We start from the raw sequence: 11,772 nt of genomic DNA on the forward strand, positions 1-11,772 counted from the left end.
GGGGGCGTGATGCTTCGGGACGAAGACCGCATTTTCACCAATCTCTACGGCTTCGAGGATTTCGGGCTGGACGCCGCGCGTGGACGGGGTGATTGGGACAACACCAGGGACCTGATCCTGAAGGGCAGGGAATGGATCATCAACGAGACCAAGGAGTCCGGGCTACGCGGCCGCGGGGGCGCCGGCTTCTCCACGGGTCTCAAATGGTCGTTCATGCCCAAGCAGACCGGCGACCGGCCGCACTATCTGGTGATCAACGCCGACGAGGGCGAGCCGGGTACGTGCAAGGACCGCGACATCATGCGCCACGATCCGCACAAGCTGATCGAGGGCTGCCTGATCGCCAGCTTCGCCATCGGCGCCAACGCCTGCTACATCTATATCCGGGGTGAGTTCTACAACGAGGGCTCCAACCTCCAGCGCGCGATCGACGAGGCCTACGCGGCCGGCCTGATCGGCAAGAACGCGTGCGGGTCGGGATGGGACTTCGACCTCTATCTTCACCGCGGCGCCGGCGCCTATATCTGCGGCGAAGAGACCGCGCTGATCGAGAGCCTGGAAGGCAAGAAGGGCCAGCCCCGCAACAAGCCGCCTTTCCCGGCCCAGGCGGGCCTCTATTCCTGCCCGACGACGGTCAACAACGTCGAGAGCATCGCGGTGGTCCCGACGATCCTGCGCCGGGGCGCCGCCTGGTTCGCCGGCCTCGGCCGTCCGAAGAACACCGGGACCAAGGTGTTCTGCATCTCCGGCCACGTGAACAAGCCGTGCAACGTGGAAGAGGAGATGGGGATCCCTCTGAAGGAGCTGATCGAGAAGCATGCCGGCGGCGTCCGCGGCGGCTGGGACAACCTGCTCGCCATCATTCCCGGCGGCTCGTCGGTTCCGGTCCTGCCCCGGTCGATCTGCGACACCGTCCTGATGGATTTCGACAGCCTGCGCGAGGTCCGGTCGGGTCTCGGCACCGCCGGGATCATCGTCATGGACAAGTCCACCGACATCGTCAAGGCGATCGCCCGCCTGTCCAAGTTCTACATGCATGAGAGCTGCGGCCAGTGCACGCCGTGCCGCGAGGGCACCGGCTGGCTGTGGCGCGTGATGGAGCGCATGGCGCAGGGCAGGGCGCGCATCGACGAGATCGACATGCTGTTCGATGTCACCAAGGAGATCGAGGGGCACACCATCTGCGCCCTGGGTGACGCGGCGGCCTGGCCCGTGCAGGGCCTGATCCGGCACTTCCGCCCCGAAATGGAACGGCGAATCCTCCAGTACACCGGCGCCCAGCGCGCCGCGGCGGAATGACCCGGCAGCCGAACGTAGCGACGAGACACCACTATGCCCAAACTAACGATTGACGGGATCGAGGTCGAGGTCGAGCCGGGTACTTCCGTGCTGCAGGCCTGCGAGCAGATCGGCATCGAAATCCCGCGCTTCTGCTACCATGAGCGGCTGTCGGTACCGGCGAACTGCCGCATGTGCCTGGTCGAGATGGAAAAGGCCCCCAAGCCGGTCGCGTCCTGCGCCATGCCGTGCGGCGAGGGGATGGTCATCAAGACCAACACCGAGCTCGTGCACAAGGCGCGCAAGGGCGTGATGGAGTTCCTGCTGATCAACCATCCGCTGGACTGCCCGATCTGCGACCAGGGCGGCGAGTGCGATCTGCAGGACCAGGCGATGGGCTACGGGTTCGACCGTTCGCGGTTCCAGGAGAACAAGCGGGCGGTCAAGGACAAGTACCTGGGGCCGCTGATCAAGACGATCATGACGCGGTGCATCCACTGTACCCGCTGCATCCGCTTCGCGGACGAGATCGCCGGCGTGCCCGAGCTGGGCGCCACCGGCCGCGGCGAGCACATGGAGGTCGGGACCTACATCGAGCAGGCCATTTCGTCCGAGCTGTCCGGCAACCTGATCGACGTGTGCCCGGTCGGCGCGCTGACCTCCAAGCCCTATGCCTTCACCACCCGCCCCTGGGAACTGCGCAAGACCGAAACCATCGACGTGATGGATGCGGTCGGCAGCAACACCCGGGTCGATACCCGCGGTCCCGAGGTGATGCGGCTGACCCCGCGGCTGAACGAGGACGTCAACGAGGAGTGGCTGGCCGACAAGAGCCGCTTCCACTACGACGGCCTGAAGCGGCAGCGCCTGGACCGGCCCTATGTCCGCCGTGACGGCAAGCTGCAGCCTGCCACCTGGGCCGAGGCCTTCGCCGCCATCGCCGAGCGCGTGAAGGGCGTTCCGGGCGAGCGGATCGCCGCCCTGGCCGGCGACCTGTGCGACGCCGAGTCCATGATGGCCCTGAAGGACCTTGTCGAGGGGCTCGGATCGGCAAACCTCGACTGCCGCCAGGACGGCGCCGCGTTCGACACCTCGGCGCGCGCGGGCTACCTGTTCAACACCACGATCGCCGGCATCGAGAAGGCCGACGCGATCCTGCTGGTCGGCACCTTCCCGCGCTGGGAAGCGCCGATGGTCAACGCGCGGATCCGCAAGCGCTACCTGATGGGCGGCCTGAAGGTGGGCGTGGTCGGCGAGCAGCGCGACCTGACCTATCCCTACGCCTACCTGGGCGCCGGTCCGCAGACCCTCCAGGAGATCGCCGAGGGTCGGCACGAGTTCTGCGACGTGCTGAAGAACGCCAAGCGGCCGATGCTGATCCTCGGCACCGGACCGCTGCGGCGGGCCGACGGTCCGGCGATCCAGGCGCTTGCCCGGCAGGCGGCCGAGGCCAACAACATGATCCAGGACGGCTGGAACGGCTTCAACGTGCTGCATACCGCGGCGGCACGTGTCGGCGGCCTGGAGATGGGCTTCCTTCCGGGGCAGGGCGGCAAGGGCACCGCGGACATCCTGGAAGCGGCCACGGCCGGCCAGATCGACGTCGTCTACCTGCTGGGCGCCGACGAGATCGACACGGCCAAGCTGGGCAACTCCTTCGTGATCTACCAGGGTCATCACGGCGACCGGGGTGCCCATCGCGCCGACGTCATCCTGCCCGGTGCCGCCTATACGGAAAAGAACGGCCTGTACGTCAACACCGAGGGCCGGGTCCAGATGGCGCGCATGGCGGTCTTCCCGCTCGGCGAGGCCCGGGAGGACTGGAAGATCCTGCGCGCGCTCGGCGAGCAACTCGGCGTCCGGCTGCCGTATGACAGCCTGGCCCAGGTCCGCAAGCGGCTTGCCGAGACCAGCCCGACCTTCCGGAACATCGAGGGGCTGACGGTCGCCGAGTGGGGACCGTTCGGCCGGCCGGGCCCGGTGGACGCGGCGCCGTTCCGCTGCCCGATAGAAAACTACTACATGACCGACCCGATCAGCCGCGCCTCGGCCACGATGGCGAAATGCACCGAGACCTTCGTGCTGGCTGGCAACGAGAGGACCGGCACCCATGGCTGAACTTTGGACCGGCTATGCCTGGCCGACGATCATCATCGTCCTCCAGATCGTCGCCATCATCATCCCGCTGCTGCTCGGCGTCGCCTACCTGACCTATGCCGAGCGCAAGGTCCTGGCGGCCATGCAGCTGCGCCAGGGGCCCAACCTGGTCGGTCCTTTCGGTCTGTTCCAGCCGCTCGCGGACGGGCTCAAGCTGTTCGGCAAGGAGACGGTCATCCCGGCGGGTGCCAACCGCGTGGTGTTCGTCTTCGCGCCGATGCTGACCTTCCTGCTCAGCCTGATCGCCTGGGCGGTGATCCCGTTCGACACCGGGATGGTGCTGGCGAACATCAATGTCGGCGTGCTGTACCTGTTCGCGATCTCGTCGCTGGGCGTCTACGGCATCATCATGGCCGGATGGGCGTCGAACTCGAAATACGCCTTCCTGGGCGGCCTCCGCTCGGCCGCCCAGATGGTGTCCTACGAGGTGTCGATCGGCTTCGTGATCATCACCGTGCTGCTGTGCGTCGGCTCGTTGAACCTGACCGACGTGGTCATGGCGCAGAAGACGGTATGGTTCGCGATCCCGCTGCTGCCCATGTTCGTCGTGTTCTTCATTTCGGCCCTGGCCGAGACGAACCGTGCGCCGTTCGACCTGCCGGAAGGCGAGTCGGAACTTGTCGGCGGTTACAACGTCGAATATTCGGCGATGACCTTCGCCCTGTTCTTCCTGGGCGAGTACGCGAACATGATCCTCATGAGCGCGATGACGTCGATCCTGTTCCTAGGCGGCTGGCTTCCTCCGCTGGACATCCCGCCGTTCAACTGGATCCCGGGACCCATCTGGTTTGCGCTCAAGATCGCGTTCGTCCTGTTCGTCTTCCTCTGGGTCCGCGCCACCGTGCCGCGCTACCGCTACGACCAGCTGATGCGGCTGGGCTGGAAGGTGTTTCTGCCCTTCTCGCTGTTCTGGGTGATCCTGACCGCAGGCGTGCTCGTCGCCTTCGACTGGTTGCCCTAACCCTTGCATGATCTCATGCGCGCCGCCGAACGGTTCTCGATCCCGGCGCGCATGACAGGAGAACTGAAGACATGGCATTCCTGGATCGCACTGCGCGGGGCTTCTTCCTGACGGAATTGCTGTCCGGACTGGGCCTGACTTTCAGCTATATGTTCCGGCCGCGGGTGACCCTGAACTATCCCTTCGAGAAGGGGCCGATCAGCCCGCGGTTCCGGGGCGAGCACGCGTTGCGCCGTTATCCCAACGGGGAAGAGCGCTGCATCGCCTGCAAGCTGTGCGAAGCCGTCTGCCCGGCCCTGGCCATCACGATCGAGGCCGAGCCGCGTGACGACGGCAGCCGTCGTACGACCCGCTACGACATCGACATGACGAAATGCATCTATTGCGGCCTGTGCCAGGAGGCCTGCCCGGTGGACGCCATCGTCGAGGGACCGAATTTCGAGTTTTCCACGGAGACTCGTGAAGAGCTTTTCTACAATAAGGAAAGACTGCTCCAGAACGGCGATCGCTGGGAGGCCCAGCTCGCCGCGAACGTTGCGGTCGACGCTCCCTATCGCTAAAACCCCAACCCGTGCGGGGTCTCCGCCGCGATCGCGGCGGGGTCCCGGACGGTCCGCAAGACACTGCAAGAACCCGACAAAGGGACTCCGGAAGTGAGCACAGACACCTTCCCTCATCACAAGAGGCGGGGAACGCCATGATCGTGCAGAGCCTGGCTTTCTATTTCTTCGCCGCGATCCTGGTGGCATCGGCCGTCATGGTCATCGCGGCCCGCAACCCGGTGCACTCGGTGCTCTTCCTGATCCTCGCCTTCTTCAACGCCGCGGGGCTGTTCGTGCTGATCGGCGCGGAGTTCGTGGCGATGATCCTGGTGATCGTCTATGTCGGCGCCGTCGCAGTGCTCTTCCTGTTCGTGGTCATGATGCTGGACATCAATTTCCGCGAGCTGCGGTCGGGGGCGCTCCAGTATCTGCCGATCGGCATCACCGTGGGCCTCATCCTGCTGGTCGAGCTGGCGCTGGTGCTGGGGACCTGGGTGATCGTGCCGGACCTCGCGGCCGTCTCCGCGGCGCCGATCCCGGCTCCCGACCAGATCACCAACACCCACGCCCTGGGCCTGCTGATCTACACCCATTACGTCTATCTGTTCCAGGCGGCCGGCCTGATCCTGCTGATCGCGATGATCGGCGCCATCGTGCTGACGCTGCGGCAGCGCGAAGGCGTGCGCCGTCAGAACATCAGCACCCAGGTGAGCCGCCGTCGCGAAGAAGTGGTCGCGATCCGCAAGGTCCCGACCCGGGGAGGTGTCTGAATGGAAATCGGTCTCGCCCACTACCTCACCGTCGCGTCGATCGTTTTCACGCTGGGCGTTTTCGGGATCTTCCTGAACCGCAAGAACGTGATCATCATCCTGATGTCGGTCGAGCTGATCCTTCTGGCCGTCAACATCAATCTGGTGTCGTTCTCGGTCTTCCTCAATGACCTGGTCGGTCAGGTCTTCGCGATGTTCATCCTGACCGTCGCGGCGGCCGAAGCCGCGATCGGCCTCGCCATCCTGGTCGTCTACTTCCGCAACCGCGGCACCATCGCCGTGGACGACATCAACATGATGAAGGGCTGAGGCGGCGATCATGGAAGTAGCAGCAATTTTCCTGCCGCTCCTGGCGGCTTTCATCGCGGGATTCTTCGGGCGCTTCATCGGCGACCGCGGGTCCCAGATCGTCACGTCGGGCGCCGTCTGCGTCTCGGCCCTCATCTCCATCTGGCTTTTCGTCGACGTCGCGCTGAACGGCAATGCCCGCACCGTCGAGCTGATGACCTGGATCGACAGCGGCACCTTCGAGGTGTCGTGGGCGCTCAAGTTCGACACGCTGACCGCGGTCATGCTGATCGTCGTGAACGTCGTGTCGTCGATGGTCCATGTCTACTCGATCGGGTACATGAGCCACGACCACCACAAGCCGCGCTTCATGGCCTATCTCAGCCTGTTCACCTTCTTCATGCTGATGCTGGTGACGGCGGACAACTTCGTCCAGATGTATTTCGGCTGGGAAGGCGTGGGGCTGGCGTCGTACCTGCTGATCAACTTCTGGTATGAGAAGCCGAGCGCCAACGCGGCGTCCATGAAGGCGTTCATCGTGAACCGGGTCGGCGACTTCGGCTTCGCCCTCGGCATCATGGCGATCTTCTTCCTGTTCGGCTCGGTCCATTTCGACACCGTGTTCGCCGCGGCGCCGCAGATGGCCGGCCACTCCATCAATTTCCTGGGCTTCGACCTCGACGCGCTGACCGTCGCCTGCCTGCTGCTCTTCATGGGCGCCATGGGCAAGTCGGCGCAGCTCGGCCTGCACACCTGGCTGCCGGACGCGATGGAGGGGCCGACGCCGGTGTCGGCGCTGATCCACGCCGCGACGATGGTCACCGCCGGCGTCTTCATGGTCGCCCGCCTGTCGCCGATCTTCGAATACGCCCCGATCGCCCTCAACGTCATCGCCGTCGTCGGTGCCTCGACCGCCTTCGTCGCCGCGACGATCGGCCTGACCCAGTTCGACATCAAGCGGGTCATCGCCTATTCGACCATGAGCCAGCTCGGCTACATGTTCTTCGCGCTCGGCGTCTCCGCCTACAGCGCGGCGATGTTCCACCTGATGACGCACGCCTTCTTCAAGGCCCTGCTGTTCCTCGGTGCCGGGTCGGTGATCCATGCCATGTCGGACGAGCAGGACATGCGCAAGATGGGCGGCATCTGGCGCCTGATCCCGGTGACCTACGCGATGATGTGGATCGGCAGCCTGGCGCTTGCCGGCATCCCGTTCTTCGCCGGCTACTACTCCAAGGACATCATCCTGGAGGCAGCCTACGCCGCCCATTCCGGCGTCGGCACCTATGCCTTCTGGCTCGGCATCGCCGCGGCGCTCATGACGGCATTCTATTCCTGGCGCCTGATCATCATGACCTTCCACGGCAAGCCGCAGGCCAACGACCGGGTCATGGCCCATGTCCACGAAAGCCCGCTGATCATGACGATCCCCCTGGGGGTCCTGGCGATCGGCGCACTGTTCTCCGGCGTCGTGGCCTATGGCTGGTTCGTCGGCGAGAACCGGGCGGAGTTCTGGGGCAAGGCGATCTTCGTCCTGCACGAGCACGACACGGTCGAGGCCGCGCACCACGTGCCGGGCTGGGTTCCGCTGGCACCGTTCGTGGTCGGCCTGATCGGCATCGGGCTGGCGTACCTGTTCTACATGTTCATGCCGCACCTGCCTTCCCTGGTGGCCTCGAAGCTGGGCGCGGTCTATCGGTTCGTCTATCGCAAGTGGATGTTCGACGAGCTTTACGACAGGCTGTTCGTCCAGCCGGCCAAGTTCCTGGGCTACGGCCTCTGGAAGTCCGGTGATGGCGCCATCATCGACGGCGTCGGCCCCGACGGCGTCGCCGCCGCCACCCGCGACGTCGCACTCCGCGCCGCCCGCCTGCAGTCCGGCTATGTCTATCACTACGCGTTCGCGATGGTGATCGGCGTGGTGCTGCTGGTCGGCTGGTTCTACTTCTTCGGTTGATACGGCGAGGCAAGACTGATCATGGCTGGCTGGCCCATCCTGTCGCTGACGACATTCCTGCCGCTCGTCGGTGCCGCGTTCATCCTGCTGATCCGCGGTGAACCCGATGTTGTGGCGCGCAACGCCCGTAACGTGGCGTTGTGGACCTCGCTGATCACCTTCGTGCTGTCGGTGTTCATCTGGTTGAACTTCGACAGTTCCTCCGCCGCGTTCCAGATGGTGGAACGGGTCGAGTGGATCCCGGCGTTCAACGTCTATTACCACATGGGCGTGGACGGCATCTCCGTGCTGTTCGTGCTGCTCTCGACCTTCCTGACGCCGCTCTGCATCCTGTCGAGCTGGGAGTCGGTGAAGACCCGCGTCAAGGAGTACATGATCGCCTTCCTGGTCCTCGAGACCCTGATGGTCGGCATGTTCTGCGCGCTGGACTTCGTCCTCTTCTACATGTTCTTCGAGGGCGTGCTGATCCCGATGTTCCTGATCATCGGGGTCTGGGGCGGCGCCCGGCGCGTCTACGCGGCGTTCAAGTTCTTCCTCTACACGCTGCTCGGCTCGGTGCTGATGCTGCTGGCGATCCTGGCCATGTATTTCGTCGCCGGCACGACCGACTTGCCGACGCTGATGCAGACCGACTTCCCGCGCAGCATGCAGATCTGGCTTTGGCTGGCGCTGTTCGCCTCCTTCGCGGTCAAGGTGCCGATGTGGCCCGTCCACACTTGGCTGCCCGACGCCCACGTGGAGGCGCCGACCGCCGGTTCCGTCATCCTGGCCGGCGTGCTGCTGAAGATGGGCGGCTACGGCTTCCTGCGCTTCTCGATCCCCATCCTGCCCGAGGCGACCGAGTACTTCACCCCGCTGATCTATACCCTGAGCGTGGTGGCAATCATCTACACCTCCCTGGTCGCGCTGGCGCAGGAGGACATGAAGAAGCTGATCGCCTACTCGTCGATCGCCCATATGGGCTTCGTCACGATCGGCATGTTCACCATGACCCAGCAGGGCGTGGAAGGCTCGCTGTTCCAGATGCTCAGCCACGGCATCGTGTCCGGCGCGCTCTTCCTCTGCGTCGGTGTGGTCTACGACCGGCTGCACACCCGCGAGATCGCGCGCTACGGCGGGCTGGTCCACAACATGCCGAAATACGCCGTCGTCTTCATGATCATGATGCTGGCATCGGTCGGGCTGCCCGGCACCAGCGGCTTCGTCGGCGAGTTCCTGATCCTCATCGGCGCGTTCCAGGACAACACCTGGGTGGCGTTCCTGGCGACCATCGGCATCATCCTGGGCGCCGCCTATATGCTGTGGCTCTACCGCCGCATCATCTTCGGCAAGATCACCCGGGACGACGTCAAGGGCATGCTGGACCTCACCCCGCGTGAAGTCGCGATCTTCGTGCCACTGATCGTGCTGGTGCTGTGGATGGGGATCTACCCCTCCAGCTTCCTGAACGTCATGTCGGTGTCGGTCGAAGCCCTGATCACGAATTACCAAACCGCTCTGGCCGACGGTGCCGGTACCGCCGTCGCGGTACGATAAGGCGGGGGAACAAGCAAAATGACCGAATTTCCCGATCTGATGCCGGCCCTGCCGGAGATCTTCATGGCCGTATCGGCCATGGCCCTGCTGATGCTGGGCGTCTTCCGGGGCGACGGCAGCACGCGGCTGATCTCCTACCTGACGGTCGGCGTCCTGCTGGTCGCCGCGGTGATGGTGCTGTCCGGCCCGGGTACCCGCGAGATCACCTTCAGCAACCTCTTCATCATGGACAGCTTCGGCGGTTTCATGAAGGTGCTGGTGCTGATCGGCTCCGCCCTGTCCGTGCTCGTCTCGATCAACTATATCGAGCGCGAGCAGATGAAGCGGATCGAGTTCCCGGTGCTGATGCTGCTCGCCACGGTCGGCATGCTGATGATGGTGTCGGCCAACGACCTCATCTCTCTCTATGTCGGCCTGGAGCTGCAGAGCCTGGCGCTCTACGTCATCGCCGCCTTCCGGCGCGACTTCGCCAAGTCGAGCGAGGCGGGCCTGAAGTACTTCGTGCTCGGCGCCCTGTCCTCGGGCATGCTGCTGTACGGCGCCTCCCTGGTCTACGGCTTCGCCGGCACGACCAACTTCACCACCCTGGCCCAGCTCTTCGCGACCCATGCCCAGCAGACCGGGCATGCCTCGATCGGCCTGATCGTCGGGCTGACCTTCGTGGCCGCCGGCCTGGCCTTCAAGATCTCCGCGGTGCCGTTCCACATGTGGACGCCGGACGTGTATGAAGGTGCGCCGACGCCGGTGACCGCCTTCTTCGCCGTCGCTCCCAAGGTCGCCGCCATCGCCCTGTTCGTCCGTTTGCTGATCGAGCCGTTCGGCGCGATGGTCGACCAGTGGCGCCAGATCATCTACTTCACCGCGCTGGCCTCCATGGTGCTGGGATCGTTCGCCGCGATCGGCCAGACCAACATCAAGCGCCTGATGGCCTACAGCTCGATCGGCCACATCGGGTTCGCCCTGGTCGGGCTCGCCGCCGGGACCGAGCTCGGCGTCCGCGGCGTGATGTTCTACATGGCGATCTACATCTTCATGAACATCGGCACCTTCGGCGTCATCCTGTGCATGCGCCAGAACGGCCGGATGGTCGAGGAGATCACCGATCTGGCGGGCCTGTCTAAGACCCACCCGATGCTCGCCCTGGCCATGCTGATCTTCATGTTCTCCATGGCCGGCATCCCGCCGGCGGCGGGTTTCTTCGCCAAGCTGTTCGTCTTCCAGGCGGCCATCCAGGCGCACCTCTATTCCCTGGCGGTGCTCGGCGTGCTGGCGAGTGTGGTGGGCGCCTTCTATTACCTGCGAATCATCAAGGTCATGTATTTCGACGAGCCGGTTGAGCCGCTCGACCGGAATATCAGCAGCGAGATGACCCTGGTGATCGCCGGCACGAGCCTGTTCACGCTGCTCTTCTTCTTCTTCCCGGCCCCCCTGCTCGACGGCGCAGCCGCGGCCGCGGCCTCGCTCTTCGCTGGATGAGCGGGCCGGTTCCAGCGAACCGGGTGCTGCCCGGGCTGCCGTCGGCCTACAATCTGAAGGCATACGACAGCCTGGGGAGCACCAACGACGAGGCCAAGCGCCTCGCCCGCGACGAGGGTGCCGTCCACGGCACCCTCGTGTGGGCTCTTCGGCAGACCGAGGGCCGGGGACGCCGGGGCAGGCCGTGGGTCTCGCCGGAGGGCAACCTGTATGTCAGCCTGATCCTCCGTCCGGGCTGCCGGCCGGCCTCCGCGGCCCAGCTGTCGTTCGTGACGGCCGGGGCGCTGGCCGATGCGCTCCAGCCGCTGCTCCCCGAAGCCGTCTGCCAGTGCAAATGGCCGAACGACCTTCTTCTGGACGACCGGAAGGCTGCGGGCATCCTGCTAGAATCCGAAACGGACGAGGCCGGGAACATCGACTGGCTGGTCGTGGGCGTCGGCATCAATGTCCAGCATTACCCGCCTGCTTCCGAGTTTCCCGCGACCTCCCTGCGCAACGAGTGCAGCCGGCTCGACGAGCCCGGGCCGGTCCTGGTGCGTTTCGCCCAGGCCTTCTCCACCTGGTACGACGCGTGGAAGGCCGACGGCTTCGCGCCGGTCCGGGAGGGCTGGCTTCAGCTCGCCCGCGGGATCGGGGGTCCGATCACCGTCAGGCTGTCCGACCGGACGCTGACCGGCGTGTTCGCGGATCTGGATGCGGACGGCGCCTTGCTGCTCGACCTGGACGGCGGGGAGCGCCGCCGGATCACGGCCGGGGATGTGTTTTTCCCGGGGCTTTCTTCGCCCGGATCAGGCGGAGGGACCTGAC

General features: G+C 65.1%; 10 protein-coding genes. All 10 read left to right on the top strand.

Annotation, left to right across the window (positions count from 1 at the left end; genetic code table 11):
- Positions 1–9 precede the first annotated feature (9 nt).
- On the top strand, positions 10–1,299 hold the full coding sequence (nuoF, locus tag JL101_RS10610) for an NADH-quinone oxidoreductase subunit NuoF (RefSeq protein WP_201080736.1): 1,290 nt from the start codon (positions 10–12) through the stop codon (positions 1,297–1,299).
- A gap of 33 nt (positions 1,300–1,332) precedes the next feature.
- The gene (gene nuoG, locus JL101_RS10615; RefSeq protein WP_203099007.1) at positions 1,333–3,396 is read left to right on the top strand and encodes an NADH-quinone oxidoreductase subunit NuoG; all 2,064 of its coding nucleotides are present in this window, start codon (positions 1,333–1,335) and stop codon (positions 3,394–3,396) included.
- The gene (gene nuoH / locus JL101_RS10620) at positions 3,389–4,396 is read left to right on the top strand and encodes an NADH-quinone oxidoreductase subunit NuoH (RefSeq protein ID WP_203099006.1); all 1,008 of its coding nucleotides are present in this window, start codon (positions 3,389–3,391) and stop codon (positions 4,394–4,396) included. Before nuoG ends, nuoH begins: the two co-directional genes overlap by 8 nt.
- 71 nt (positions 4,397–4,467) lie before the next feature.
- Complete coding sequence (gene nuoI, locus JL101_RS10625) at positions 4,468–4,956, top strand: NADH-quinone oxidoreductase subunit NuoI (RefSeq protein WP_203099005.1); 489 nt, start codon at positions 4,468–4,470, stop codon at positions 4,954–4,956.
- Between the two features lie 137 nt (positions 4,957–5,093).
- Positions 5,094–5,708: an NADH-quinone oxidoreductase subunit J gene (locus JL101_RS10630; RefSeq protein WP_203099004.1), complete on the top strand. Its 615-nt coding sequence runs from the start codon at positions 5,094–5,096 to the stop codon at positions 5,706–5,708.
- Entirely contained in the window at positions 5,709–6,017 is a 309-nt protein-coding gene (gene nuoK / locus JL101_RS10635; protein WP_201080726.1) for an NADH-quinone oxidoreductase subunit NuoK, read from the top strand.
- Positions 6,018–6,027: 10 nt separating this feature from the next.
- Entirely contained in the window at positions 6,028–7,953 is a 1,926-nt protein-coding gene (gene nuoL / locus JL101_RS10640) for an NADH-quinone oxidoreductase subunit L (RefSeq protein ID WP_203099003.1), read from the top strand.
- 21 nt (positions 7,954–7,974) lie between these two features.
- Entirely contained in the window at positions 7,975–9,489 is a 1,515-nt protein-coding gene (locus JL101_RS10645) for an NADH-quinone oxidoreductase subunit M (RefSeq protein WP_203099002.1), read from the top strand.
- 18 nt (positions 9,490–9,507) lie between these two features.
- Positions 9,508–10,965: an NADH-quinone oxidoreductase subunit NuoN gene (gene nuoN / locus JL101_RS10650; RefSeq protein WP_203099001.1), complete on the top strand. Its 1,458-nt coding sequence runs from the start codon at positions 9,508–9,510 to the stop codon at positions 10,963–10,965.
- On the top strand, positions 10,962–11,771 hold the full coding sequence (locus JL101_RS10655; RefSeq protein WP_203099000.1) for a biotin--[acetyl-CoA-carboxylase] ligase: 810 nt from the start codon (positions 10,962–10,964) through the stop codon (positions 11,769–11,771). Before nuoN ends, JL101_RS10655 begins: the two co-directional genes overlap by 4 nt.
- Position 11,772: the final 1 nt, after the last annotated feature.

Origin of the sequence: Skermanella rosea (genome assembly GCF_016806835.2) — a bacterium.
In the GTDB taxonomy this organism is placed as follows: Bacteria; Pseudomonadota; Alphaproteobacteria; order Azospirillales; family Azospirillaceae; genus Skermanella; species Skermanella rosea.

Excerpts from the sequence above, each read along its gene's own strand:
- JL101_RS10655 (WP_203099000.1), top strand. The coding sequence starts at position 10,962 with ATGAGCGGGCCGGTTCCAGCGAACCGGGTGCTGCCCGGGCTGCCGTCG.
- nuoH (WP_203099006.1), top strand. The coding sequence starts at position 3,389 with ATGGCTGAACTTTGGACCGGCTATGCCTGGCCGACGATCATCATCGTC.
- nuoK (WP_201080726.1), top strand. The coding sequence starts at position 5,709 with ATGGAAATCGGTCTCGCCCACTACCTCACCGTCGCGTCGATCGTTTTC.
- nuoG (WP_203099007.1), top strand. The coding sequence starts at position 1,333 with ATGCCCAAACTAACGATTGACGGGATCGAGGTCGAGGTCGAGCCGGGT.
- JL101_RS10645 (WP_203099002.1), top strand. The coding sequence starts at position 7,975 with ATGGCTGGCTGGCCCATCCTGTCGCTGACGACATTCCTGCCGCTCGTC.
- nuoN (WP_203099001.1), top strand. The coding sequence starts at position 9,508 with ATGACCGAATTTCCCGATCTGATGCCGGCCCTGCCGGAGATCTTCATG.
- nuoL (WP_203099003.1), top strand. The coding sequence starts at position 6,028 with ATGGAAGTAGCAGCAATTTTCCTGCCGCTCCTGGCGGCTTTCATCGCG.
- nuoI (WP_203099005.1), top strand. The coding sequence starts at position 4,468 with ATGGCATTCCTGGATCGCACTGCGCGGGGCTTCTTCCTGACGGAATTG.
- JL101_RS10630 (WP_203099004.1), top strand. The coding sequence starts at position 5,094 with ATGATCGTGCAGAGCCTGGCTTTCTATTTCTTCGCCGCGATCCTGGTG.
- nuoF (WP_201080736.1), top strand. The coding sequence starts at position 10 with ATGCTTCGGGACGAAGACCGCATTTTCACCAATCTCTACGGCTTCGAG.